The sequence below is a fragment of the Streptomyces odontomachicola genome (assembly GCF_039605595.1).
Classification (GTDB): Bacteria; Actinomycetota; Actinomycetes; order Streptomycetales; family Streptomycetaceae; genus Streptomyces.
Genome location: NZ_JBCFOK010000006.1, coordinates 1 through 24,536 on the forward strand (window position 1 = coordinate 1; position 24,536 = coordinate 24,536).

General features: G+C 73.5%; 24 protein-coding genes and 2 pseudogenes. 18 read left to right on the plus strand and 8 right to left on the minus strand.

Annotation, left to right across the window (positions count from 1 at the left end):
* Window positions 1-261: 261 nt before the first annotated feature.
* Window positions 262-1,413, minus strand: a complete 1,152-nt coding sequence (locus ABEE00_RS12410) for a hypothetical protein (protein ID WP_345745451.1) — start codon at window positions 1,411-1,413, stop codon at window positions 262-264.
* 168 nt (window positions 1,414-1,581) lie between these two features.
* Here ABEE00_RS12410 and ABEE00_RS12415 point away from each other — a divergent pair, with 168 nt between their 5' ends.
* The 9 genes and pseudogenes from ABEE00_RS12415 (at window position 1,582) to ABEE00_RS12455 (ending at window position 9,931) form a co-directional block, all read left to right on the plus strand.
* On the plus strand, window positions 1,582-1,860 hold the full coding sequence (locus tag ABEE00_RS12415; protein WP_345745452.1) for a GlsB/YeaQ/YmgE family stress response membrane protein: 279 nt from the start codon (window positions 1,582-1,584) through the stop codon (window positions 1,858-1,860).
* 356 nt (window positions 1,861-2,216) lie between these two features.
* The gene (locus ABEE00_RS12420) at window positions 2,217-3,653 is read left to right on the plus strand and encodes an APC family permease (protein WP_345745453.1); all 1,437 of its coding nucleotides are present in this window, start codon (window positions 2,217-2,219) and stop codon (window positions 3,651-3,653) included.
* Window positions 3,654-3,711: 58 nt separating this feature from the next.
* Window positions 3,712-4,296, plus strand: a pseudogene (locus ABEE00_RS12425) (amidohydrolase family protein); the annotation flags it as partial.
* 83 nt (window positions 4,297-4,379) lie between these two features.
* Complete coding sequence (locus ABEE00_RS12430) at window positions 4,380-4,766, plus strand: amidohydrolase family protein (RefSeq protein WP_345745454.1); 387 nt, start codon at window positions 4,380-4,382, stop codon at window positions 4,764-4,766.
* 110 nt (window positions 4,767-4,876) lie between these two features.
* On the plus strand, window positions 4,877-5,077 hold the full coding sequence (locus tag ABEE00_RS12435; RefSeq protein WP_345745455.1) for a hypothetical protein: 201 nt from the start codon (window positions 4,877-4,879) through the stop codon (window positions 5,075-5,077).
* Window positions 5,078-5,235: 158 nt separating this feature from the next.
* Window positions 5,236-6,168, plus strand: coding sequence for a spore germination protein GerW family protein (locus ABEE00_RS12440; RefSeq protein ID WP_345745456.1), 933 nt, complete (start codon window positions 5,236-5,238; stop codon window positions 6,166-6,168).
* A 375-nt stretch (window positions 6,169-6,543) separates the two neighbouring features.
* Complete coding sequence (locus ABEE00_RS12445; RefSeq protein ID WP_345745457.1) at window positions 6,544-7,596, plus strand: saccharopine dehydrogenase NADP-binding domain-containing protein; 1,053 nt, start codon at window positions 6,544-6,546, stop codon at window positions 7,594-7,596.
* A 52-nt stretch (window positions 7,597-7,648) separates the two neighbouring features.
* Window positions 7,649-8,560, plus strand: a complete 912-nt coding sequence (locus tag ABEE00_RS12450) for an NmrA family NAD(P)-binding protein (RefSeq protein ID WP_345745458.1) — start codon at window positions 7,649-7,651, stop codon at window positions 8,558-8,560.
* A 162-nt stretch (window positions 8,561-8,722) separates the two neighbouring features.
* Entirely contained in the window at window positions 8,723-9,931 is a 1,209-nt protein-coding gene (locus tag ABEE00_RS12455) for a cysteine desulfurase-like protein (protein WP_345745459.1), read from the plus strand.
* Between the two features lie 85 nt (window positions 9,932-10,016).
* On the opposite strand, the gene nagB is transcribed toward ABEE00_RS12455, so the two are convergent.
* Window positions 10,017-10,799: a glucosamine-6-phosphate deaminase gene (gene nagB / locus ABEE00_RS12460; RefSeq protein WP_345745460.1), complete on the minus strand. Its 783-nt coding sequence runs from the start codon at window positions 10,797-10,799 to the stop codon at window positions 10,017-10,019.
* 227 nt (window positions 10,800-11,026) lie between these two features.
* Here nagB and ABEE00_RS12465 point away from each other — a divergent pair, with 227 nt between their 5' ends.
* The gene (locus ABEE00_RS12465; RefSeq protein WP_345745461.1) at window positions 11,027-12,388 is read left to right on the plus strand and encodes a cryptochrome/photolyase family protein; all 1,362 of its coding nucleotides are present in this window, start codon (window positions 11,027-11,029) and stop codon (window positions 12,386-12,388) included.
* 72 nt (window positions 12,389-12,460) lie between these two features.
* Here ABEE00_RS12465 and ABEE00_RS12470 read toward each other — a convergent pair whose 3' ends face one another.
* Window positions 12,461-13,441 (minus strand): MerR family transcriptional regulator, encoded by a 981-nt coding sequence (locus tag ABEE00_RS12470; RefSeq protein ID WP_345745462.1) that lies wholly within the window; start codon window positions 13,439-13,441, stop codon window positions 12,461-12,463.
* 134 nt (window positions 13,442-13,575) lie between these two features.
* Here ABEE00_RS12470 and ABEE00_RS12475 point away from each other — a divergent pair, with 134 nt between their 5' ends.
* Together ABEE00_RS12475 and ABEE00_RS12480 are read left to right on the plus strand one after the other, a co-directional pair.
* Window positions 13,576-14,208: a sigma-70 family RNA polymerase sigma factor gene (locus ABEE00_RS12475; protein ID WP_345745463.1), complete on the plus strand. Its 633-nt coding sequence runs from the start codon at window positions 13,576-13,578 to the stop codon at window positions 14,206-14,208.
* A gap of 84 nt (window positions 14,209-14,292) precedes the next feature.
* Complete coding sequence (locus tag ABEE00_RS12480) at window positions 14,293-14,691, plus strand: hypothetical protein (RefSeq protein WP_345745848.1); 399 nt, start codon at window positions 14,293-14,295, stop codon at window positions 14,689-14,691.
* Between the two features lie 112 nt (window positions 14,692-14,803).
* On the opposite strand, the gene ABEE00_RS12485 is transcribed toward ABEE00_RS12480, so the two are convergent.
* Window positions 14,804-15,460 carry a winged helix-turn-helix transcriptional regulator gene (locus ABEE00_RS12485; protein WP_345745464.1) on the minus strand — a complete coding sequence of 219 codons (657 nt, stop codon included), beginning with the start codon at window positions 15,458-15,460 and terminating at the stop codon, window positions 14,804-14,806.
* A 147-nt stretch (window positions 15,461-15,607) separates the two neighbouring features.
* Here ABEE00_RS12485 and ABEE00_RS12490 point away from each other — a divergent pair, with 147 nt between their 5' ends.
* Window positions 15,608-16,822: a pyridoxal phosphate-dependent aminotransferase gene (locus ABEE00_RS12490; RefSeq protein ID WP_345745465.1), complete on the plus strand. Its 1,215-nt coding sequence runs from the start codon at window positions 15,608-15,610 to the stop codon at window positions 16,820-16,822.
* Window positions 16,823-16,834: 12 nt separating this feature from the next.
* Here the strand turns inward: ABEE00_RS12490 and ABEE00_RS12495 are convergent, their stop codons facing one another.
* Together ABEE00_RS12495 and ABEE00_RS12500 are read right to left on the minus strand one after the other, a co-directional pair.
* Window positions 16,835-17,410 (minus strand): ankyrin repeat domain-containing protein, encoded by a 576-nt coding sequence (locus tag ABEE00_RS12495; RefSeq protein ID WP_345745849.1) that lies wholly within the window; start codon window positions 17,408-17,410, stop codon window positions 16,835-16,837.
* Window positions 17,411-17,580: 170 nt separating this feature from the next.
* On the minus strand, window positions 17,581-18,147 hold the full coding sequence (locus ABEE00_RS12500) for a GlcG/HbpS family heme-binding protein (protein ID WP_345745466.1): 567 nt from the start codon (window positions 18,145-18,147) through the stop codon (window positions 17,581-17,583).
* Window positions 18,148-18,423: 276 nt separating this feature from the next.
* Here ABEE00_RS12500 and ABEE00_RS12505 point away from each other — a divergent pair, with 276 nt between their 5' ends.
* Complete coding sequence (locus ABEE00_RS12505; RefSeq protein WP_345745467.1) at window positions 18,424-18,651, plus strand: hypothetical protein; 228 nt, start codon at window positions 18,424-18,426, stop codon at window positions 18,649-18,651.
* A 279-nt stretch (window positions 18,652-18,930) separates the two neighbouring features.
* Entirely contained in the window at window positions 18,931-19,323 is a 393-nt protein-coding gene (locus ABEE00_RS12510) for a hypothetical protein (protein WP_345745468.1), read from the plus strand.
* Window positions 19,324-19,668: 345 nt separating this feature from the next.
* Here ABEE00_RS12510 and ABEE00_RS12515 read toward each other — a convergent pair.
* Window positions 19,669-20,024, minus strand: a pseudogene (locus tag ABEE00_RS12515) (hypothetical protein); the annotation flags it as partial.
* Window positions 20,025-20,229: 205 nt separating this feature from the next.
* On the opposite strand from ABEE00_RS12515, the gene ABEE00_RS12520 reads away from it, so the two are divergent.
* Both ABEE00_RS12520 and ABEE00_RS12525 read left to right on the plus strand, forming a co-directional pair.
* On the plus strand, window positions 20,230-20,454 hold the full coding sequence (locus ABEE00_RS12520) for a hypothetical protein (RefSeq protein ID WP_345745469.1): 225 nt from the start codon (window positions 20,230-20,232) through the stop codon (window positions 20,452-20,454).
* Window positions 20,455-20,522: 68 nt separating this feature from the next.
* Window positions 20,523-20,795 carry a hypothetical protein gene (locus ABEE00_RS12525; protein ID WP_345745470.1) on the plus strand — a complete coding sequence of 91 codons (273 nt, stop codon included), beginning with the start codon at window positions 20,523-20,525 and terminating at the stop codon, window positions 20,793-20,795.
* Between the two features lie 1,158 nt (window positions 20,796-21,953).
* Here the strand turns inward: ABEE00_RS12525 and ABEE00_RS12530 are convergent.
* Window positions 21,954-22,604 carry a class I SAM-dependent DNA methyltransferase gene (locus ABEE00_RS12530; RefSeq protein WP_345745471.1) on the minus strand — a complete coding sequence of 217 codons (651 nt, stop codon included), beginning with the start codon at window positions 22,602-22,604 and terminating at the stop codon, window positions 21,954-21,956.
* A 147-nt stretch (window positions 22,605-22,751) separates the two neighbouring features.
* Here ABEE00_RS12530 and ABEE00_RS12535 point away from each other — a divergent pair, with 147 nt between their 5' ends.
* Window positions 22,752-24,479 carry a sugar ABC transporter ATP-binding protein gene (locus ABEE00_RS12535; protein ID WP_345745472.1) on the plus strand — a complete coding sequence of 576 codons (1,728 nt, stop codon included), beginning with the start codon at window positions 22,752-22,754 and terminating at the stop codon, window positions 24,477-24,479.
* Window positions 24,480-24,536 lie beyond the last annotated feature (57 nt).

The window sequence follows — 24,536 nt, forward strand, 5'->3', positions numbered from 1 at the left end:
GTCCGGCCGGGAGGCGTTCACAGGGCTCGGCCTCTTCGTCGCTCATGGCGGGGTGGGTCCTCTCTGCTTGCGGGGGTGCGGTTCTGCCTTCGGGGGTGCGGTGCGGGTGCTGGCCGGCCAGCACCCGCGATACGCGACGCTATGCCCCCGTATCCCCGGAAAACCCCTGCCATGACGGGGCGTTGACGCCGCGCCGCGCAGTCTTTACGGGGCCTTGGTCCCGTGTGCCCCCTGTGGGCGCGCCCCGGCTTCCTCCCCCTCTCACCAGCGCCGGAGGAACACGTCCTGGGCGTTGTTCGTGTCGTCCGGCACCAGGTCGGCGGCTGACGAGGCGAACACCGCCGCCTTGCCGTGCCGGTCCAGCGCCCCGTCGGTCGCTGTGGAGCCCGCGGGTGCCACGTACCGGCTCCTGCCGTTGCGCGCGTCGATCAGGTGCAGTCCGCTTCCGCGCCGCACCAGCAGCTTGCGGCCGTCGGGGCTGAGCGCCAGCGCGGTGTCGCCGGCCTCGCCGACCAGCCGGGTCGTGCCGGTGCGCAGATCCCGTACGTAGCTGTGCTGTTCCGCGCCGGTGCCGCCGGGGACCAGGTCGGTCGCCGATGAGGTGAACGCCGCGTGGCGGCCGTCGGCGCTGAGCTGCACCGGGACCGCGCCGTCCGCGCTGGGAGTGCCGTCCGGCTTCACGTCCAGTTGCCGCACGCTGCCGTCGCCGAGGTCGCGCACGTACGCGTGCGAGGGCGCGGGGTCGTCCTTGCGGGTCACCTTGAACAGGACCTTCCGCCCGTTCCCGCTGAGCGAGCCGCCCGAGGTGTAGGTGTACCTGTCCGTCGCGTCGGGCGGGGTCACCATCGTGTCGGTGCCGGTGGACAGTTCGCGTACGTAGAGCACTCTCGGCGAACTGGGGTGGCGGTCGGTCGCCGTGTACGAGGCGTACCGGCCGTCCGCGCTGATGTCGTCGAGCCCGCTGAACTCGGAGCCGCCCGGCGGGTTCGTGGGGACCAGGTGGATGGTGGTGCCGGTGGTGCGGTCGTAGACGTACGGGTTGGGGTAGCGGGAGCCGGAGCTGTAGCCGACGAGGTTGCCGTCGGCGCTGAGCGCGATACCGCCGGCTCCCCTTGTGCCGGGTACGCGGGTGAGTGCTCCGGTGCGGAGGTCCTTCACGAGCAGGGCGTTGAAGTAGTCGCCGCCCATGTTCGGTGCGTGCGACCAGAAGGCCGTGGTGCGGCCGTCCGCGCTGAGCGCGGCTCCGCCCGAATCGCCGTCGGCCTGGGCGCCGTCGGCGGTGAGGCTGAGGCGTTCCGTTCCCTTGGGTACGGGGGTGGGTGCGGGCCGGGCTTCCGCGGGTGTGATCGTCAGCAGCGCGGCGACGGCCGCCACCGCGGTCGCCCCCGCGGTCGCTCTGAGACGCAGCGTCATGGTGCCCCCATGCGTGTCCGTGGTCCCGCCCCTCACGGTGAGGGGGATCCGTATGCAACGCCGGGGGCGGGATCGCGGGCAATCGGGCGTTGTACGTATAGCGGTACGGGTTCCGGTGAAAAACGTGTGGGAGGACAATGGGCGCACCGCACGCGAGGAGCGCCCATCATGGAGATATCAGGCATCATCAGCGCGATCGTCATCGGAATCGTGATCGGCCTGCTCGGCAAGCTGGTCGTGCCGGGGCGTCAGCGGATCGGCGCGCTGTGGACGGTGGCCGTCGGCATCGTCGCCGCGCTGGTCGGCACGGCGCTGGCGGCCGGCGTCGGAGTGGCCGAGACCCGCGGAATCGACTGGTGGGAACTCCTGATCCAGGTGGCGCTGGCCGCGCTGGGGGTGGCGGCGATCGACAGGGCGAAGAGCAGCAGGAGGAGCGGCCGCCGCTGAGGGGCGCTTCGCTGGGGCGGGGCGCGCTGCTGAGGAGCAGCGCGCCGTGTCCGGTGCGGGGGCCGCGCCCCGCGCGTGGTGGCGCCGCGCCCCTGCGATGCGGGAGCGGCCCCAACTGCGCGTTGTGTGGCGGTGGGTGAGGGTTTGCGCTGGCGCGGTGGCGCGAAGTGCCCCCGGCGGGGCGGGAGTCACGCCCTTGTGGCTGCGGCGGCCGCCGTACCCCTGCTCCGCCGGAGTGGGAAGTCGGTCAGTGGTGTCCGTCGGCGGTTGGGGATCGGCTGATCACAAGTGGTCTTCACAGGCTTCTGTGTGGGCGTTAGCGTCCTGTGTTGGGCTAGCTCTAGGTGGGAACGCCTGTGTCGGACGACGCGCTGCGCGAAGGTGCCATCGGGACCGGGGATCTGGTCTTCTTCGTGGTCGCCGCGGCAGCCCCGCTCACCGTGATGTCCGGCGTCGCTCCGCTGGCCATCGGGATGGCGGGGCAGGCGGCCCCGCTCGGGTACCTGCTCTCCGGCGTGCTGCTGCTGATCTTCGCCGCCGGCTTCACGGCGATGAGCCGCCATGTGCGCAACGCGGGCGCCTTCTACGCCTACGTCGGCCGCGGCCTCGGCCGCCCCGCCGGGACCGGCGCCGCGTACGTGGCCCTCTTCTCGTACAACGCGATCGAGGCCGGACTGCTCGTCGCCTTCGGGTGGTTCAGCGAGAGCGGGCTCCAGGAGGTCGCCGGAATCCGCGTCGCCTGGTGGATCTGGGCGCTCGCGGGCCTCGCCGCCATCGGCGCGCTCGGCTATCTCCAAGTGACGCTCAGCGCAAAGGTGCTGGGCGTCGCCCTCGTACTGGAGGTGCTGATCCTGCTGGTGTTCGAGGCGGGGGTGTTCGCGGACGGCGGCGGCCCGCACGGCCCCGACCTCGGCGTACTCGCCCCCATACACCTCCTCGAACCCGGCGTCGGCGGCATGTTCGTGCTCGCGATCGGAGCCTTCATCGGCTTCGAGGCGACCGCGATCTACGCGGAGGAGGCGCGCAGCCCCGAGCGCACCGTGCCCCGCGCCACCTGCGTCGCGGTCGGATTCCTCGCGCTCTTCTACACGTTCACGGTGTGGACCGCGATCACCGCGTACGGCGCAGACCGCGCGCAGGAGGTGGCCAACGGCGCGGGCGGCGACGCCATGATCTTCAGCGCGACGGAACGCCTGGCCGGCGCGTGGGCCTCGGACGCCATGCACATCCTGCTGATCACCAGCGCGTTCGCCGCGACCCTCGCCTTCCACAACGGCGCGGCCCGCTACTTCTACGCGCTCGGCCGCGAGGGCCTGCTCCCGCGCCGCCTCGGCACGGTGACCGCGCGCACCGGTTCGCCGGCCGCCGCCGTCGTGCTCCAGAGCGCCCTCGCGCTCGCCGTCGTGCTGCTCACCCTCGCCGCCGGCGTCGACCCGTACCAGGTCACCTTCCTGTGGACGAACGGCCCCGGCATCCTCGGCGTGATGCTGCTCCAGGCGCTCACTGCGCTCGCGGTGTACGGATTCTTCCGCCGCGACCGGCGCGGGCAGCGCGCCTGGCGGGTGGCCGCCGCGCCGCTGACGGCCTGCGTGGGACTCACGGTGCTGATCGTGATGGTGGCGGCCAACCTCGACCTGCTCACCGCCGCCTCGCCCGGCGTCAACGCGGCGCTGCTGGCACCGCTTCCGCTGCTGTTCGCGGCGGGTGTGGCGCGGGCGCTGATGATCCGGCGCCGCGACCCCGGCCGGTACGCGGAGCTGACCACCACCGACGCGGAGCGGGCCGCCGCATGAGGCCTGCCGCGCCCACCAGATCAAGGGCCTGGAGTCGGCGGACGCCGTGGTCGCCGAGGTGGGGAGACGGGCGGCCCGACACCCGGAAGAGGAGTGGGTGTTCGGCGCCTCCTACGACCCCGCGCTCGCCCCGTACGGCGCCTTCGACGCGCGCCGGCTGGACCGAGCCGTCGCCGGCCTGCCGGTGGTGCTGCGCGCGTACGGCTGCCACACGGTGTGGTGCAACACCGAGGCGCCGCGCCGCGCCGGGGTGACCGAGCAGACCCCGGAACCGCGGCTCGGCAGCATCCTGCGCCGCCCCGACGGCTCCCCGCTCGGCACCCTCCGCGAATGGCACGCCTGCGACCTGGTGCTGGGCCGGCTTCCGCCGCGCCCCGCTGGGGAGGTGACGGCGGCGCTGCGCACGGCGGGCGAGGCGTACGCGCGCGCCGGGCTGACCTGGGTGCAGGACGCGTGGGTCGAGCCGGACATGGTCGACGCCCACCTCGCGGCGGCCCGCGCCGGCGCGCTCCGCTTCCGCGCGAACCTCGCGCTGCGGGCCGATCCCGACCGGTGGAGGGAGCAGCGTACGGAGTTCGCCGCGGCCCGCGAGGAAGTGGCCGCCGCGGGCGGGGAGTTGTCGGCGCGCACCGTGAAGTTCTTCGCAGACGGGGCGAGCGAGTACGGTACGGCCGCGCTGCTCGCCCCGTACGAGGGCATCCCGCGAGGCGCCCGCACCGCCACGGCATGCCGGTCCGGGAGCCGCGTGAACTCGCCGACGCCGTGCGCGCCTTCGACGCCGACGGCTTCCAGACCCACCTCCACGCCATCGGCGACGCGGGCGTGCGGGCCGCGCTCGACGCCGTGGAGGCCGCGGCACGGGGCAACCCGCGCCGGGACAGGCGCCCCGTGACCACCCACGTCCAGCTCGTCGACCCGGCCGACCTGCCGCGCTTCGCCGCGCTCGGGGTGATCGCGAACGCCGAGCCGCTGTGGGCGCGGCCCGATCCGCCGCAGACGGAGCTGACGGTCCTGCGGCTGGGGGAGGAGCGGGCGAGTGCGCAGTGCCCGTTCGCGGAACCGGCCGCCTCCGGTGCGCGGCTCTCCTTCGGCAGCGACTGGCCGGGGATATGACACAGGCTCTGAGCTCGTACGCACCGCTGGAGGGCATCCAAGTGGCCGTCACCCGGCGTACGTTCGCGGGTGAGCCGGAGCAGGGCTGAGCCCCGCACCAGCGGCTGAGCGTGGAGCAGGTACTGGACGCGGCGAGCACGGGTTTCGCGTACCAGACGTTCGCAGACGGCCGCGCCGCCGGGCTCGTACCGGGCGCGCCGGCTGACCTGCTGTGGCTCGACTCCGATACGCGCGGGGTGCGGCCGATGCGGCTGCGGCGTGTGCGGGTGCTGGGCACCCGGATGGGCGGGAAGAGCGCGTACCGGGCGTGACGGCCGTGCGGCCGCGCCCCATCCGCGCCACGGGCCCCTGCTTGGGCGGGTGCGCTACGTACCGGGCGTGACACGGGGGTCCGGCGGGACGGCCATTCGGGACGGGCGTGCGGGCGCGGGCGTTCACCGGCGCGGCGTCCGCTGGAAATCTGGCGCCCATGACCGTGCAGGAGAACGTCAGCGACGTCGGCAGCCGGCAGCCGGAGGGCGCGGGAGCCGCGCGTACCGGAGCTGCCGCGGGTGCCGCGGCCCTGCTGGAGCGGCTGGCCGACCGGCTGGGCGGGCGCGCCTCGGTGAGCGCCGTGTACGGAGATCCCATCGAGTGCGAGGGCGTGACCCTCATCCCGGTGGCCAAGGCCGGGTTCGGCTTCGGCGGCGGAACCGGGCGCGAGGAGTCGGAGGCGAAGACCGGCGAGGGCGGCGGGGGAGGGGGCGGTGCGGGCGCCAAGCCGCTGGGCTTCATCGAAGTGAAGGGCGGCAACGCCGAGTTCAAGCCGATCCGCGACTCCTGGTCGGACCTCGTGGTGCCGCTGGCCGGCCTCGTACTGGGCACCGTGCTGCCCCGGATGCTGCGGAGCCTCGACGGGCGCGGTGGCCGCGGTGGCCGCGGCGGCAGGTCGCGGCACGAGAGGGGGCATGAGAAGGGGCTCAGGAAGGGGAGCGCGCAGCGGCGCGGGCTCAAGTCGTCGGCGCGGCGGGGCGGCAAGGGGGCCGGGCCCCTGGAACAGCTCGCGCACGCGGGCAAGCGGGCCGCGATCGCGGGCAAGTACGCGGGAGAGGCGGGGCACGCCGGGCATGGCGGGCACGCAGGTCACGCGGGGAAGCACGCCGAGCTCGCGAGCCGGCACGTGGGCCACGCGGGCAAGCACGCCGAGGTCGCCGGCAAGCACGCCGGGCAGGCGGGCAAGCACGCGGCGAAGGAGGCCGAGCAGGCGGTCAAGCACGCCGCGAGGCACGCAGCGAGGCATGCCGCGAAGGAGGCGGCGAAGCAGGCGGCGAAGGAGGCCGCCAAGGAGGCGGGGCGCCAGGCGCAGGCGGCGGGCAAGGCCGGCCGCAGGTCCGGCGGCAAGGCCAAGTCCTCCGCCAAGTAGGCCGCTTGGGAGGCGCCCGGCTGCAGGCCGCCGAGTCCAGCGCCGAAGAGGCCGGATGAGGGGGCCCGGCCGCCCCGCGGGGTCCGTCACAGACGGTGCACGCCGACAGCGCGCACCGGGACCTCGCGGGATGCGGGTCTCCCCGGCCGAGCGCCCACGCCGGGTCCACACGTCGGGTCCGCAATCCGGGCCCACACGCCGGGCCCACACGCCGGGCCCACACGTCGAGTCCGCAATCCGGGCCCACACGCCGGGCCCACACGCCGGGCCCACACGCCGGGCCCACACGCCGGGCCCACACGTCGAGTCCGCAACCCGCGCCCGCAATCCGAACCCCCACGCCGAGCCCCCCAAGCCCCAGGAAGCGAGTCGCACATGACAGCCCAGCTCATCGCCGTGTACGGCGCCTACGGCCACACCGGCCGGCTCGTCGCCGCCGAACTCCTCGCGCGCGGGCGGGACATCGTGCTCGCGGGCCGCGACACCGGGGCGCTGGAGCGGGCCGCCGCCGAGCTCGGGGCGCCGGGCCGGGTCACCGTACGCACCGCTCCCGTCGAGGACCCGGACGCGCTGCGCCGCCTCGCTGCCGAGGCCGGGGTGCTGGTGCACTGCGCCGGCCCCTTCTCGGTGACCGGCGCGCCGGTGGCCGCCGCCGCGGCGGAGAGCGGCTGCCCCTACGTCGACCACGCCCTCGAACCGCACCACGTGAAGGCCGTCTTCGACACCCAGCAGGCCACGGCGCAGCGCACCGGCAGCGTCATGATCCCGGGGCTGAGCTTCTACGGCGGGCTGGGCGATCTGCTGGCGGGGGCCGTCGCCGACGGGCTGAGCGCGGTGGACAAGCTGATCGTCGCGTACGCCGTCACCGGCTGGCGGCTCACCACGGGCGCCAAGAACACGGCGGCGCAGCTCTTCGCGGAGACCCAGCGGATCACGTTCACCGACGGGACGCTGCGGGTCGGCCAACTGGAGCCGGTGAACGTGGTGTTCCCCTTCCCGCCGCCCCTGGGCCCGCGCACGATGCTCAAGCCGCTGCCCTCCTTCGAGCCGGTGACCGTCCCCCGGCACATCCCCGTACGGACGGTGGAGACCCTGCTCACCCAGAGCACCTTCGAGGAGGAGAAGGTCTTCGAGAGCGAGGATCTGGACCCGGCGTCGCGGGCCCGCAGCGCGTTCACGGTCGCCGCGCAGGCGATCACCCAACACGGCGGCAGGGTCGGCACGTTGAGCGGCCACGACCTGTGGCGGGCCGGCGCGCTGGCGAGCGTGGAGGCGGCGATACGCCTCACCGAGGGCCGCGGCCCCTCCAAGACCGGCGTACTGTCCCCTGCCGAAGCCTTCCAGCCGACCCCGTTCCTCCACTCCCTGGAAGAGCAGGGCGCCTTCACGATGACCCTGCCGCAGAGCCCGGCGGGGGCCGAGTCGTGAGCGCCGCCGACGCCGCGGCGATGCTGCCGCGGACTGCCACCGGAGCCGAGTCGTGACCCCCGCCGACGCCCCCGTCCTCGTCACCGGCGCCGCCGGCGGGCAGCAGGGTTCGACCGGGCGGCATCTCGTGCGGCTTCTGCGCCAACGGGGCCAGGCCGTACGGGCCTTCGTGCACCGCGAGGACGCGCGGGCCGACGCCCTGCGCGCGCTCGGTGCCGAGGTGGTGGCGGGCGACCTGCGGGAGATCTCCGACGTGCGGCCCGCGATGCGCGGCGTGCGGCGTGCGTACTTCGCCTATCCGGTCACCGACGGACTCCTGGAGGCCCCCGGCGTGTTCGCTGCCGCCGCGCGGGAGGAGGGCGTGGAGCGGGTCGTCGAGGTCTCGCAGCTCGCCGCCGACCCGCAGGCCGGCACGCCGCGGATGCGGCTGCACTGGGTCTCCGAGCAGGTCTTCGACTGGGCCGGCGTGGGCGCAGTCCACCTGCGCGCCGGGGTCTTCTTCGAGAACCTCGCCTTCCTGCTCAGGGCGGGCGGCGGCCGCGAGATCGCCGCGCCCCTGGGGCCGCGGGACACCGTGCTGCCGCTGGTCGCCGGCACCGACGTGGCCCGCGTCGCCGCGGGCCTGCTCGGCGAACCGATGCCCGCCGCGCCGCCGGTCGTCCTCCTCTGCGGCCAGGTGCTGACCATCGGCGAGGCCGCCGACGCCTTCGCGCGCGCCACCGGCACGAAGGTGGCCTACACCGAGACGGACCCGGACGCATGGCGGCGCCGCGCCCACGAGCTCTACCGCGACGACCACACCGTGGCCCACCTGACCAAGCTGTGGGAGCTGTTCAGGGCGATCGGCAGCCACCACGAGCTGTACGAGGTCACCGGCACGATCCGGCAGTACGGCGGCGAAGAGCCGCGCACCTTGGAGGAGTTCGCCGGTTCTGCTGAGTTTGCCGCGGAAAAACCGGAATGAGCGTGTACTCGGCACCGTAAGCGGCGCATCGTGGTCTTGTACCGCGCCGCGTCGGCGGGTAGATCTCGGGCGTGACGGCCGTGCCGCGGGCGCGTGGTGAGCGGGCCCCGGGACGGGGTGGCCACGGCCGTGCCGCCGCAGTCCCGTACCAGGAGTGTGCCCGTGACGTACGACATCGCAGCGCTGCGCGACCGGATCCCCGCACTCGGAGCGGGCTGCGCCCACTTCGACGGACCCGGCGGCACCCAGACGCCGCGGCCGGTCATCGAGGCCATGGCCGCCGCGCTCGCCGAACCGCTGTCCAACCGCGGCCGGCAGACGCGCGGCGAGCGCAACGCCGAGGCCCAGGTGCTGGACGCCCGCCGCGCGCTCGCCGACCTGCTGGGCGCGGGACCCCGCGAGATCGTCCTCGGCCGCAGCGCCACCCAGCTCGCCTACGACGTCTCGCGCACCCTCGCGCAGGACTGGGGCCCGGACGACGAGGTCGTGGTCACGCGGCTCGACCACGACTCCAACATCAGGCCGTGGGTGCAGGCGGCCGAGCGGGTCGGCGCCACCGTGCGCTGGGCCGGATTCGACGTGGAGACCGGCGAGTTGCGCGCCGAGCACATCCGCGAGGTGCTCAGCGAACGCACCCGCCTCGTCGCCGTCACCGCGGCCTCCAACCTCATCGGCACCTGCCCGCCGATCCTGCCGATCTCCGCCGAGGTGCACGAGACCGGCGCGCTGCTGTACGTGGACGGCGTGCACTACACGGCGCACCGGCACGTGGACATCGCGGAGTTGGGCGCCGACTTCTTCACCTGCTCCCCGTACAAGTTCTTCGGGCCGCACCTGGGCGTGCTGGCCGCGCGGCCAGGACTGCTGGAGGAGCTGCACCCGGAGAAGCTGCTGCCCTCCAGCGACGAGGTGCCCGAGCGCTTCGAGTACGGCACGCTCCCGTACGAACTCCTTGCGGGCGCACGCGCGGCCGTCGACCTCCTCGCGGAGCTGGGCGGACGCCCGGAGAGCGCGCGCAGGGACCGGCTGTCCGCCGCCTTCGCGGCGATCGGCGACCACGAGGACGGGCTGCGGCTGCGCATCGAGAAGGAGCTCGCGGGCATGGACCGGATCACCGTCCACTCGCGCGCCGCCGACCGCACCCCGACCCTGCTGCTCACCTTCGAGGGAGCGAGTACGGAGGCGGCGTACCGGTACCTGGCGGCGCGCGACGTGGACGCGCCCTCGGGCTCCTTCTACGCGCTGGAGGCGTCCCGCCACATGGGCCTGGGCGACGACGGGGGCCTGCGCGCCGGGCTCTCCCCGTACACCACCGCTGACGACGCTGACCGGCTGCTGGAGGGGCTGGCCGGCTTCCTCGCGCGGAACTGAGCGCGGAGCGGGGCGCGGAGCGGCGCGCACGCGAAAGGGGCGGTCCGGCCATGTGCCGTACCGCCCCTCGTGCGTGCCGTCGGGATCAGATGCCCTGCCACTCCGGCTTCGCCGCGTACGTGTCGCGGAAGTAGTCGGCGAGCTTCAGCTTGGAGGCGGCCGCCTCGTCGACGACGACCGTGGCGTGCCGGTGCAGTTGCAGCGCCGAGGCCGGGACCAGCGCGGCGAGCGGGCCCTCGACGGCCTGCGCGACCGCCTCCGCCTTGGCCTCGCCGGTGGCCAGCAGCACCAGGTGCCTGGCCTCCAGGATGGTGCCGATGCCCTGGGTGATCACGTGGTGCGGCACGTCGTCGAGGCTGTCGAAGAACCGGGCGTTGTCCTCCCGGGTCTGCCGCGTCAGCGTCTTGATGCGGGTGCGCGAGGACAGCGAGGAGCAGGGCTCGTTGAAGCCGATGTGCCCGTCGGTGCCGATGCCCAGTAGCTGGAGGTCCACGCCGCCGGCCTCGGACAGCGCGCGGTCGTAGTCCTCGCACGCGGCCTGGACGTCCTCGGCCGCGCCGTCCGGGCCCATGAAGTGCTCCTCGGTCAGGCCCAGCGGCCTGACCACCTCGCGCAGCACCACGGAGCGGTACGACTCGGGGTGTCCCGCGGGCAGCCCGACGTACTCGTCGAGCTGGCACACCCGCGCCCGCGACGCGTCCACGGCGCCGCCGCGCACCTTGCCCGCCAGGGCCTCGTAGACGGGCAGCGGGGTGGAGCCGGTGGCCACACCCAGCAGCGCGTCCGGCTTGCGCCGCAGCAGCGCGGCAATCGACTCGGCGATCAGTTCGCCGCCGGCGACGGCGTTCGGAACGATGACAACTTCCACGCGGTCCTGCCGATCCTCAAAGCGCTCTACTCGGACAGAGATTCACTGGTCAGTGGTTTAGACCAATCTAGCAGAGGGTGCGGCCCGCCACTCCGGCACAGCGGACCACAGCACGGGAAGTCCGGCATCCGGACACCGGAAATTCACGGAAGGGCGCATCCGCGGAGCCGCCGCGGGCCGAAGAGAGGGACGGAAGGCTTGCTCGCGTACGACCCGAGGAGCGGCGGATGACCGTTGCCGTGGCCCTGTTCACCTCCGACCTGCGGCTGCACGACAACCCCGTGCTGCGCTCGGCGCTGTCCCGCGCCGACCGGGTGCTGCCGCTGTTCGTCCGCGACCCGGGCGTACGGGAGGCGGGCTTCGAGGCGCCGAACCGCGCCGCGTTCCTGGCCGACTGCCTCGCCGCGCTGGACGCGGGGCTGCGCGCACGCGGCGGGCGGCTGGTGCTGCGCAGCGGGCCCGTCGTCGCCGAGGTGTGCCGCGCCGTGGCCGAGTGCGGGGCGAGCGAGGTGCACGTCGCGGCGGGGGTGAGCGGGTACGCGCAGCGCCGCGAGGAGCGGCTGCGCCGGGCACTGGAAGAGCAGCGGTGCGCCCTGGTCGTGCACGACGCCGTGGTCACCGCGCTGCCGCCGGGGGCGGTCACGCCGCAGGGGCGCGACCACTTCGCGGTGTTCACGCCGTACTTCCGCCGCTGGCGGCAGGCCGCGCTGCGCGACGCGTCGGCGGCGCCGCGCAGCGTGCGCGTCCCCGAGGAGGCCCGGTCGGAGGAGCTGCCCTCGCGCGCGAAGGTCGCCGGGTGCTCGCCGGGTCTGGCCGCCGGGGGAGAGGAGGAGGGGCGCAGGCGGTTCGGCGACTGGCTCCGCAGCGGGGTGCAGGCGTACGAGGAGCGGCACGACGACCTGGCGGGCGACGCCACCTCGCGGCTCTCCCCGCACCTCCACTTCGGGACCCTCTCCGCGGTCGAGCTGGCGCACAGGGCGCGGAAGAAGGGCGGCCCCGGGGCCGAGGCCTTCGTGCGGCAGCTCGCCTGGCGGGACTTCCACCACCAGGTGCTCGCGGCACGCCCCGCCGCCTCGTACGAGGACTACAGGCCGCGGCACGACGCCTGGCACGAGGACGCGGCGGAGGCGGCGGCCTGGCGGGAGGGCCGCACCGGATATCCCCTCGTCGACGCCGCGATGCGGCAGTTGCTGCACGAGGGCTGGATGCACAACAGGGGGCGGCTGCTGGCGGCGAGCTTCCTCAGCAAGACGCTGTACGCGGACTGGCGCGTCGGCGCACGGCACTTCCTCGCGCTGCTGGTGGACGGCGACCTCGCGAACAACCAGATGAACTGGCAGTGGGTGGCGGGCACCGGTACCGACACCCGCCCCAACAGGGTCCTCAACCCCCTCGCCCAGGCCCGCCGTTACGACCCGGACGGCGCGTACGTGCGGCGCTGGGTGCCGGAGCTCGCGCACATCGGGGGCGCCGCGGTGCACACGCCGTGGACGCTCACCGGGCGCGACGCGCCCTCCGGCTACCCGCCGCCGCTCGTCGACCCGGGCGACAGGGCGGCCCGCTTCACGAAGGCGCGCGGCGCCGCCTGAGGCGGGCGACGGGCCCCGGCGCACGCCCAGTGGGGCAATCCCCTCCGCGCCGGGGCCCGGTCGACAGGGACATCACCGGGAACAGAGGCCGGTCAGCAGGTCCAGGGCCTCGCGCAGTCCGTGCGGGCGGCGTGCCGTGCCGCGCGGCCTGCCCGCCCACCCGGGGCCCGCCTGCACGATCCGGGGCCGGGTACGGGCGCCCCGCACGCCGGTGTCCAGCGCGCCGAGGCGGTGCGCGAGCCCGGTACCCGAGGTGGCGCGCGACTGCGACCACAGCACCACGACCGCGGGACCCGTGCGCCGTACCGCCTCCTCCAGCGCCTCCACCGGCACGGCGCCGCCCAGCATCCGCGTGGGCAGCCCCCGTTGGGCCATGCCCACGGCCAGCGCCTCCAGCGGGAGCGTGTGCCACTCGTCAGGTACGCAGGCGAGCACGGCCGGCGCGGTGTGCCGGGCGCCGGGCCCAGGGAGCGCGCTGCGCAGGGCGGTGGAGATGTGCCAGGACAGGAGGTGCTCGACGGCGACGTACGGCTCGCCCGCACGCTCCCACCGGCGTCCGACCGCGCGCAGCGTGGGCACCAGCACCTCCTCCCAGCAGGGCACGAGGCCGTGTTCGGACATCAGCCCGGTGAGCAGCCCGTCCAGCGCCGTCGCGTCCAGCCGCAGCGCGGCGCGCCCCAGGCCGCGCGCCTCCTCGCGCACGGTGGCCGGCACCGCGCGGCCCCGCGAGTCCTGGCGCGGAACGGTCACCGCAGGCGCGTCGGCCGCCGTCAGCACGGGCCGCCCCGCGCTCGCCCGCGCGGCGCGCGCCGCCTCGGCCGGCGGGACGCCCAGGGCGGTGCGGCGGCACATCTCCTCCAGCACCGCGAGGTCGCCCGGGGTCCATCGCCGGTGCCTGCCGTGCTCCCGCGCGGCAGGGCCGAGCCCGTAACGCCGGTCCCAGGAGCGCAGCGTGGTGGGGGAGACACCCAGCCGCCTGGCCACGGCGCCGGTGCTGAGACCGGGGCCCGGCTCCTCGCCGTCTTCGTCGCCGTGTTCGTCGGGGGCGCGCATGGCCTCAGGTTAGGCCCGCTGCACCGGCCCGCTCCGGGGTTCGTCCCGCCCGAACGACGCAGAAACGACGCACGTTGCACCGCGCCGACGGGGGCCGGACGGTGGCGCGTACGAGGTGCGGGAGGAGCTGTGTCATGGCGGGCGGCGGGCAGGGGCAGGTGTGGGGTGTCGTTGTGCGCAGGGACGTCGATCTGGCGGAGCTTTCCGCCGCGCGGATCGCGGAGGGACTGGTCGCGGGGGACGAGCGGTGTCTGGTCGCCGCGTACCGCCGCTGGGCGCCGCTGGTGCGCGGGATCGCCCGGCAGGCGCTCTCCGACCTGCGGGACGCGGAGGACGTGACCCAGCAGGTGTTCGCAGCCGCCTGGCGCGGCCGCACCGGCTACCGGCCCGAACGGGGCGGCCCGGCGGGCTGGTTGGCCGGCATCGCCCGGCACAAGACCGCGGACCTGCTGCGCGGGCGCGCCGCGGCCGACCTGCTGCCCGCTTCCCGCGCGCGCCGCGCGGACCCGGCCGAGCCCTCGCCGTACGGACCCCCTCCGTACGGCCCCGAGCAGGCGCTCGACCGCGTACTGCTCGCCCAGGAGCTGGCGAAGCTCCCCGCGGTGCAGCAGCGCGTACTCCGGCTGGCCTTCTACGGTGATCTGACCCAGCCTCAGATCGCGGAGGCCACGGGGCTGCCGCTGGGCACGGTGAAGAGCCACGCCCGCAGGGCCCTGCTGAGGCTGCGCGGCGCGCTGGGCGGTACGGAGGCCCAGCGTCCTGGGTAGACCGTCGAGGAAGGGAGCGGAGACGTGGGCAGGACGGTACGACGAGGCGGGCGCGCCGCCCAAGTGGCGCCATCCTCACAGGAGTTGGGCGTCACCCTGCTGCGCGCGGTCGGCGCCGCCACGGCGCTCTACGGCGCGGCGGTGACGGCCGCCCCCGGGCTGCTGGCCAGGCCCTCCGGGCTGAGCGGCCCCGGAGGGAGGGTCGCGCGGGAGACCCGTACCGCGCTGCGCCCCGTCGCCTGGCGCGACGCCGTGAGCGGACTCGCCCTGCTGCTGGCGCCCGAGGGCGAACCACTGCGTACGGCAGCCCTCGTACGCATCGCCGCCGACTTCGGCGACGCGGCGCTCCTCGGCGCGACGTTGCCGGGCCGAGCCCGGCGCGCGGGCGCCGTCGCGGTCTCGGCCGGCTGGGGCGCGCTCTCCGTCGCGGGCCTGCTGGCGTCCCGCGGCGGAGACGACTCCCCGCGCGCGGGCGGAATGTGAGGCGGCGGGGCGGGTGACGGCGCGGGGGCCGGTACGGGACGCCGTGCGCATTGCCGGTGCGCGCGGCCGCGCCTGGCTTCGGCGGTCCAGCGGCGCCTCCGGCGCCTCGCGGTCAGCCGCGCGAGCCGCGCAGCCTGTCGGCCAGTTCGCTGTCGCCCTCCACTCGTACGCGGTCCCGCTTCACGCCCTCGGCGAGCGAAGCGGTGCCAGCGGCAAGGGCGTTGCACAGGTCCTGGGGCAGGGTCAGGCGGGCGTCCGCCGCGTCCGCCGGACCGTCCCCATACAGCGGGGCTCCGGAGTCGGGCCCGAGGCGTACGTGGAAGGTGCCCTCCTCCAGCCGTACGTCGACGACGCCGGTCAGGCCGTCCGCGGCCTCCGTGAGCGGTTCCAGCAGCGGCAGCGCGTACCAGTGCGCGCGCACCGCGTCGGTGGGCTGCCGCTCCTCCAGCGCGGGCGCGCCCCAGGCGGCGAGCGCGGTGAGCACGGGCAGCAGCTCCCGCCCCCGCTCGGTGAGTTCGTAGACGTACGCGGCGGCAGGCGGGGGCAGCCTGTGGCGCGTGGCCAGCTCCTCGCGCTCCAGGTCCTTGAGGCGGGCCGCGAGCACGTCCGTGCTGATGCCGGGCAGGTCGGCGTGCAGGTCCGTGTAGCGGCGCCGGCCGGCCAGCAGCTCCCTGACGATCAGCAGGGTCCACCGGTCACCGACGGTGTCCAGGGCCCGGGCGGCGGCGCAGTAGTGCGCGTAGCTCCGGCGGCGAGGCATACGAGGCATGCGGAGCAGTCTAGAGAAGATGTTGGACTTGCCAAGCCTTCACTTGGTAGAACCAAGTACGCGCCGAGCGCGTGACACACAGCGGGTGTCGCGTCGCGGGGAAGCGGGTGTCGCGCCGCGGGCGCCACGAAGCCTTGGGAGGGCCGCATGGAATTCCGGCAGTCGAGCAAGCTGAGCGAGGTCTGCTACGAGATCAGGGGGCCGGTGATAGAGCAGGCCAACGCCCTGGAGGAGGCGGGGCACAGCGTGCTGCGCCTGAACACCGGCAATCCCGCGCTGTTCGGTTTCCAGGCGCCCGAGGAGATCGTCCAGGACATGATCCGGATGCTGCCGCAGGCGCACGGCTACACCGACTCGCGCGGCATCCTCTCCGCGCGCCGCGCGGTCGTGCAGCGCTACCGGGGCATGGGCTTCCCCGAATTCGACGTGGACGACGTGTACTTGGGCAACGGCGTCTCCGAGCTGGTCTCCATGTCGGTGCAGGCGCTGCTGGAGGACGGCGACGAGGTCCTCATCCCCGCGCCGGACTTCCCGCTGTGGACGGCGGTCACCACGCTGGCGGGCGGCAAGGCCGTGCACTACCTGTGCGACGAGTCCTCCGACTGGTACCCGGACCTGGACGACCTCGCCTCGAAGATCACCGACCGCACCAAGGCGCTGGTGATCATCAGCCCCAACAACCCGACGGGCGCGGTGTATCCGCGCGAGATCGTCGAGGGCATGCTCGATCTGGCGCGCCGCCACCAGCTCATGGTCTTCGCCGACGAGATCTACGACCAGATCGTGTACGACGACGCCGAGCACCACCCGGTGGCCACCCTCGCGCCCGACCTCGTCGTCCTCACCTTCGGCGGCCTCTCCAAGACGTACCGGGTGGCGGGCTTCCGCTCCGGCTGGCTCGTGGTCACCGGGCCGCGGCAGCACGCGCGCAACTACCTGGAGGGCCTGACCATGCTGGCCTCCATGCGGCTGTGCCCCAACGCGCCCGCGCAGTACGCGATCCAGGCCGCGCTCGGCGCCCCGCACTCGATCGACGAGCTGACCGCCCCGGGCGGCCGGCTGCATGAGCAGCGCAACCGCGCGTGGGAGAAGCTGAACGAGATCCCCGGCGTCTCGTGCGTGAAGCCGCGCGGTGCGCTGTACGCCTTCCCGCGGCTCGACCCCGCTGTGCACACGGTCCACGACGACGAGCGCTTCGTCCTCGACCTGCTGCTCCGCGAGAAGATCCAGGTCGTCCAGGGCTCCGGCTTCAACTGGCCCTCCACGGACCACTTCCGCATCCTGACCCTGCCGACGGTCGACGAGCTGGAGTCGGCGATCGGAAGGATCGGCCGCTTCTTGTCGGGCTACCGCCAGGACTGAGAGCTTCCCGCCTCAACCCGACTCCCGCAGCAACTCCGCGATGCGGTCGAACCCCCGCCGCTCAGCGTGTTGCAACGCCGTCGTCCCCTCCTTGTCGGCCAGCGCCGGGTCCGCTCCGTGGTCGAGAAGGAGGGCCACCACCCGTTGATGATCGCGTCCGCCGTCACCGAGGATCACGGCCTCCAACAGCGCCGTCCATCCAAGCCGGTTGACGTGATCGACCTCCATGTCCGTACGGCGCAGCACCTCCCGCACGTACGCCGCGTGCCCATGCTCCCCCGCAGGGATCAGCGACGTACCCCCGTACCGGTTCGTCAGCCCGTAATCCGGCTCGGCCGGAATCAGCACGCGCGCCATCCGCACGCTCCCCGTCACCCCGGTGACCAGCCACGCACTGTCCTCCTGCCGATCCTGCGCATCGGGATCGGCCCCGGCGTCCACCAGTGCCCGCGCCGCCTCCACGTGATCGCCGAGCGCGGCGAGCAGCAGCGGCGTACGACCGCGGCCGTCCCGTACCTCCGTGGCGGCCCCCGCGGCCAGCGCCTCCCGCACGCCCGCGCCGTCCCCGTCCCGCGCGGCCTCGATCAGCGCACGCCCCGCCTCGGGGGAGGAGGCCGGTGCGCTGCTGGGGGAGGACGGCGAGGGCGACGCAGAACCGGCGGCGCCCCCTCCGCCCTGCGCCGTGCACGCCGTACACAACGCGAGCGCCGCGGCCAGCACGGCGCCGGGCCTCCGCGGGTGCCGCCGGCCGGTTCCGCTCACTCGCCGATCGCCTTCGCCCCCGCCTGCGCGAACTTCTCGTCCTGCTCGCCGCTCGGCGCGCCCGCGACCCCGATGCCCGCCACCGGCGCGCCGTCCGCCTGCACGGGCGCCCCGCCGGCCAGGAAGAGGGTGCCGGGGATGTCCTTGAGGTTCGGCGTCTTGTCGAGGTTCTTGACGAGCTGCGAGGTGGGCGCGTTCCAGGACACCGCGGTGAAGCCCTTCTTCACGGCCGACCCGTACGACTGCGGCCCCGCGCCGTCGCCGCGCAGGGTCACCAGGGTGTTGCCGTCGCGGTCCACGACGGCGACGGACACCTTCTGGTTCTCCTCCTTCGCCGCGTCGACCGCCGCCTGCGCCGCGTCGGTGGCCGCGTCGAGGGAGAGGTGCTTGGTGGTGGTCAGGTTCTTGTCGTTCGCCGCCTTTGTGGGGGCCGCCTGCGCGGCCGACGGCGAGGCGGTGGCCTGTACGGCGCCGAAGGCACCGATCCCGGCGAGCGCGACGACGCCCACGGCCGTACCGGCCATGACACGGGTACGGCGGGTGCTGCGCTGCGTCTTCTGCATGGTGATTCCTCGCTGCTGAGTGGTTCCCGGGCCGCTCGGCGACCCCGGCACGGCGCTCCGTACACCGCCCCTCCATCCTCAGCAGCGCCCCGCCCCACCGGGGTCGCCACGACGGCTGGCGTACGGGGGCGGAGCGGGGGACGCGGGGGTCGGCCGATCGGTCGATGCGGCGGCGCGCGCGGACGTCTACGGGCGCTTGACTAGGCTGTTCCGCTGCGGGCGGTCATGCGCGAGGCACGGCTGCCCGCTGCGTGTGCCGACCAGCGGAGTCCTTCTGTGCCGAACCATTCCCCGTCCCTTCGCATGTGGTGGGCGGAACTCCTCCTCTTCCTGGCCGTCACGGCCGTCTCCGCACTCGGCATGGCCCTGGCGTTCTCGGCCGTCTTCCACGTCTCTCCGGTGATCGACGGCGTCGGTCTGGCGGTGGCGATCGGCATCGGCCTGTACGCGGCACGCCGTTTCCGCGCGTGGGGGCTGCGCAGGGGCCCCGGCTCCGGTGCGTGAGCCGTACAACAGACCCCCTTGATCAATTTCCCGCGCCCCTCCGCCACCGCCTAGCGTCACCGCGTCAGGCATCAGGGGGCCGGACCGATCGGAGAGGGAGTCATGCATGACCCCGCAGTCCGCTCCCGCGGCGAGCCGTGAGCGGCGGCGGCCCCTACGGCTATGTGCAGCCGCAGTTCCAGGACGAGGGCGGACGGCGACTCCAGGACGAGGGCAGACGGCGACGACGGCGAACCGGAGCGGGGGCCCGGAGTGGAGCCGGAGCGGGGAGGTGATGCTGTGAGCGCCAGCCTCCCTTCCCCGACCCAGGGGCCCGGCGCCGGGGCCAGTGACGAGAAGCCAGGGAAGGTCACGGTCGCGCTCACCCGGTTCGTGTATCTCGCGCTGGGCGGTTCCTTCGTCGGCGGGCTCGTGCAAGGGCTGTTCGGTGTCGTGCTGCTGTCCGTGGCGGTCGCGGCGTTGTGCGTCGGTGGCGTATGTGGCGCCTGGGCCGTCACACGGTTCAAGCGGTCCCGGAACGCGGCCGCCCCGGGTTGGCTCGCCCGTTTCCTGTCCACGCGTGCGGGCCACAGCCTCCAACTCGCGCTGCTGATACTCGGCATCGCAGGTCTGCTCGCGCTCACGGCATGGATGATGAAGACATGCCCGAGAGCGGACGAAGGGCTGTGCTAGCGATGCGCCCGACAACGGAGCGAGCGGCGCGGGCGGTACGCAAACTGCTCCGCAGCTCATGGCTCCCAGCACTGACCCTGTTCGGAATACCGGCCCTCACGTACACCCTCACCCCATCCGAGCCCGCACGCTGGGCAGCGATCGGTACGGGCGGAGTGCTGGCCCTCGCCGCGTACCGGTGGGTGAGAGCCGGGGTGTCATAGCCCATATCGCCTTCCTCGCTATCCTCATCGGGATCCACCAAATCCACAGCACAGGGGTCCTGATCGCAGGCTTCTTCCTGGTCCTGGGATCCCTTTTCGTCATCGTGTCCGTCCAGGAATGGCGGAGCGGAAAGTAGACGACTCACGGCTCGGTGGGCTGTCGGCCGACGCCCTCGGGCCAGATCACCCGCACCGGGGTGCCCGTCTTCTCCGCGTACGCGACCACGTCCGCGGTACCGCCGTAATCGCGCGCCGCCCGGCCGTCCCAGACGGCCGCCAGCTCGTCGGCGAGGGCGACGAGGATTTCGCCGCCTGCCATGTGCGCCTGGGGGCGGAGGCGGTCAGCCCGGTCTCGTGGACTTCCCGCGCCCGCGTGAACAGCCGGTCGTAGGCGGCGTGATGCCACTCGGGCAGCCCGGCGCGATATTCGGCGGCAGGTACGACGACCTCGAGGGCGCCCCCATGGCCGAGCACCGCTTCGGCGAACCACGCATCGGGTTCATTCCGTCGCCCCTGCGGGTGGCCGTGCCGCACGACGTACCGCAACATCGCGACGAGCGGCGGGGAGTCCGGGGACGGCTGCTGGCTGCCGATCGGTGCGTAGCGCCAGGACTCGTACAGGCGCTGGACCTTGCCGTCGTCGGCCATCGGGTTTGACGGCCAGTCCTGTACGGGATTCGGGGCGGTCGGCGCAGAGTGCGTTGTGGAAGCCACGCGCGCCGTCGCCACCGCATGGGAATTCCCGAACCCCAACCCCGGTGTCCTCAGCTCCCTTTGGGAAACCTTCGACCCGAAGCAGCATCTCACCGAGTTCACGGCGGACGTATGGCAGCGATACGCCGCCGACGTCACCTCCGCCGCCCTTAACAACGCTGAGTGGCAGCACATCCACGACCCTTTGTCTTTCTGGGTGTCGATCATCACCTGATCAACAGCGAGGGGCACCGGTGCCGGGCTGCCACGATGGTTGCGCCCGGCACCCAACCCCACACCCCCATGCCTGCACCAACCCTGCTGCGCGAATGGCGCGAGATTGCCTACGACCGCCTGATCGTGCGTGGCCGCCTGCGATTCAACGCCCACCCGCGCCGGGAGGGCTGGATCGGGATCTGCGCCGCGCTCGTCACGTTCCAGGTACTCGGCCTCACGCGCGACCGCTACGGGTTGTTCGTAGCGATGCCTGCGGGCATGCTGACGTTCTGTGTCACCAGGTGGGTCGCCCGGAAAGCCGTGTTCTTCGTCCAGAAGAAGCGAAGGGCCGAACAGTGAACTGGAGCCAGCGCCTTGCAGCGCGCCTGAGGGCCAACATCCGCCACGGACCTCAGACCCTGCGCGAGAACTGGCCCTTGTGTATCTGCGTGGGTATCGCAGTCACCGTGGAGAACCACTTCAAGTCCTACGGCCTGGCCGTTGCGATTCCTGCCTGGCTAGTGACGATCGCCCTGACAAGTGGGGTCCTCGTACTGGTCGAGGTCCTCCGCAAGCGCCGGAAGGCGAAGCGCACTGCCGGGACGGCGACGCAATTTAGTGCAACGGCAAATTTCGATGACGGTGACGACGGAAGCGGCCACGTCAGAACACAAAAATCACGACGTCGGAATTCACGACCAGGGGGATAAACCCCGCCCTTCCCTGCTCCGCCCCGGTGTTGCCGGTGAGGCCGAGGATAGCTGCGTGGCGGGCGTGGCCGCGGGAGGCGAACATCGGGTCGCTGCGGGGCAGGGGCAGGGGCAGGGGCAGGGGCAGGCTGCGGGCCACGTCGTTGGCCGCGAGGGCGTCCGCGGGGCGCTGCGTGTGCCGGTAGAGGCTCCCGGCATGCGACCAGATGCGGCACTGGATCGCCTGGTTCCGGACAAGGCCGCCCGCCGCGACGCGTGGTCCACCAGCGCCCGCCGTCAATCGCCGCCCACAGCGCGGAGGACGTGAACGCCGCCGCGCGCCCGTACAGCCTCGCCCGTACGCGCTGACTCGCTGCGCCTGTGTGCTGCAAGGCGATGGCCTCGTCCGCCAGGGCGATCGCGGCCTGCTCGATGCTGCGGCGCCCACCGTGGCGGTGATCGCCGGCGAACCGCACTTCCAGAGGGAAGATGTCACTGTGCCCCACCCGCGTCGCCGCAGCGGCAGACGTGGCGATGGCCAGCGCGGTTCCGGTGGTGGCGGTCCAACAGGTGGTTCCTCCTGAGAGCGGGCAACCCGCCTGCGGGGTCGGACGAAGCCTGCGTGGTCGTCGTCGAGGTCGGTTACGGAGTGCAGCGCGGTCCGCTGGAGAGTCTGGGGCCAGGGGGTGGCCCCTGAGTGCTACTTGAGCAGGGTGTGCTCGGTGACCAGGCCCGGACCGTACGGCTGCCGGGCGCTCCGTCTGGTGCGGTGCGGCGGCATGTCGGAGGGGTGGGAGCCGCAGGATCTCGCGGGGGAGACCCACCCCGACTACGCCCTGCGGGCCAGGAGTTGGACCTCCCTGAACTGGCGGCGGTCCGTCGCCTCCGGCTCGATCACAGTGCGGGAGCTCTCCGCCAAGCCGTGCTCGCGCAGCACCGCCGCGAAGTGGTCGGGGGACCAGCGGTACGCCGTGGTCACCGCGTGGTCGTAGGGCTGGGGCTCGTCGTGAGGGCCGTCCGTCGCGGGGAAGCTGATCAGGAGGTGGGCGCCGGGGGACAGTACGCGGGCGACCTCGGACACCACCGCGGGCACGTCGCGCGGCGGCGTGTGGATGACGGACCACCGCGAGACGGCACCGGCCAGCGCGCCGTCCGCGAGGTCCAGCGCGGCCATCGAAGCGACCGAGAAGCGGAGGCCGGGGTGCGCCTCGCGCGCCAGCCCGACCATCGCGGGGGAGGCGTCGACGCCGAAGGCGTTCAGGCCCAGGCCGTGCAGGTGGGCCGTGACGTAACCCGGCCCGCACCCGAGATCGGCGACCGCGCCGCCCTCGCCCTCTCCCCGTACCAGCTCGGCGAAGGCGCTCAGGAGCGCGCGTTCCAGGGGACGTTCGCGCAGCGAGTCGCTGAACATCTCCGCGTAGGTGGGGGCGATGGCGTCGTAGGAATCGCTGGTGGCGCGCAGGGTGCGGGGTTCGGTCACCAGGCGACCGTAGCGGGTCGCCGACCGCGCGGTACGGCGGGGTGAACGAGTCCCCGTGTGAAGGTCATTGACGGCGCGGCGGCCGCTCCCTACGTTCTTCGAAATCGATTTCTCCGAGGCGGGGCACGTCGTAGGAGGGCGCTGAGGATGGCGGACCAGAGGGCGGACGATCACGGCGCGACGGCCGGAACCCCCGGCGGGACCGGGCCCCCGCTCCTCCGGGTCGACGGCGTGGCCAAGCGCTTCCCCGGCGTGCAGGCCCTGCGCGACATGCACCTCGACCTCCGGCACGGCGAAGTGCTGGCCCTCGTGGGCGAGAACGGCGCCGGCAAGTCGACCCTGATGAAGCTGCTGTCCGGCGTCCACGCGCCGGACGAGGGCACGTTCGCGCTCGACGGCCGCCCGGTGACCGTGCGCGGTCCGCGGCACGCGCGCGAACTGGGCATCAGCATCATCCACCAGGAGTTCCACCTGATGCCCGACCTGACGGTCGCGCAGAACATCTTCATCGGCCGGGAGCCCCGCGGCCGCTTCCTGCTGAGGGACCGCGAACTCGACGAGCGGGCAGGTCAGTTGATGGACCGCCTCGGCCTGCCGCTGGACCCGCGCCGGCGCGTGGCCGAGCTGACCGTGGCGCAGCAGCAGATGGTCGAGATCGCCAAGGCGCTGTCGTACGAGGCGAAGGTCCTGATCATGGACGAGCCCACGGCGGCGCTCAACGACGCCGAGGTGGAGGTGCTGCACGGGCTCATACGCCGCTTCGTACGGCCCGGGACGGCGCCGGAGCCCGGCACTCCGGAGAAGAAGAGCGGGAGCGGGACCGGCGTCATCTACATCTCGCACCGCATGGACGAACTCCGTTCCCTGACCGACCGGATCACCGTCATCCGCGACGGTCGCTATGTCGACACCCTGGACACCGCATCGGCCTCCATGGAGGACGTCATCTCCCGGATGGTCGGACGCGAGCTCGACCCCGGAGCCACAAGCGCCCCCATCGGAGCCACCGGAAGCACCGGAGCCACCGGCGCCGCGCCCGTCGGCGTACGCCACGACCGCGACACCGTCCTCGAAGTCCGCGGCCTCAGCACGAAAACCCTCCTCCGGAACGTCGACCTGGACCTGCAACGCGGCGAGATCCTGGGCCTGGCCGGGCTCATGGGCGCGGGCCGCACCGAACTCGCCCGCGCCCTGGTCGGCGCCGACCCCGTCGAGTCCGGCACCGTCACCCTCAACGGCCGCCGGATCACCGTGCGGAACCCGGCGGACGCCGCCAGGCACCGCATCGGCTACCTCGCCGAGGACCGCAAGAACCTCGGCCTGATGCTGGACGAGGACGTGAACGCCAACATCGGCCTGGGCGCGCTGGGGGAGCTGTTCCAGTCCTTCGGCTTCGTCAAGGACCGGGCGATGCGGGCCCGTTCGGAGCAGCAGGTGGCCGCGCTCCGCATCCGTACCCCCTCCCTCGACCAGCCCGTACGGCAGCTCTCCGGCGGCAACCAGCAGAAGGTCGTGCTCGCGCGCTGGCTGGTCAAGGACTGCGACGTGCTCATCGTCGACGAGCCCACCCGGGGCATCGACGTCGGCGCCAAGGAGGAGATCTACGGCCTGCTCAACGCCCTTGCCGCGCAAGGGAAGTCAATCGTGATGATCTCCTCCGAGCTGCCCGAGGTGCTGAGGATGGCGCACCGCGTGGTGGTGATGAGCGAGGGCCACGTGACCGGCCGCCTCACCGCGGAGGAGGCGACGCAGGAGCGGGTCATGGAGTACGCGACGAGGCGGCCCGCGACGGCCGGAGCCCCGAGCCCCACCGCAACCCCCTCCGAGACCGGCGCCCCCTCCGACACCGGCACCCTCCCGACTGAGCGCCGCTGAACGCCGCTGAGCGCCGCGACAACGAGTCCGACCGTCCGACCGTCCGACGTCCGACCG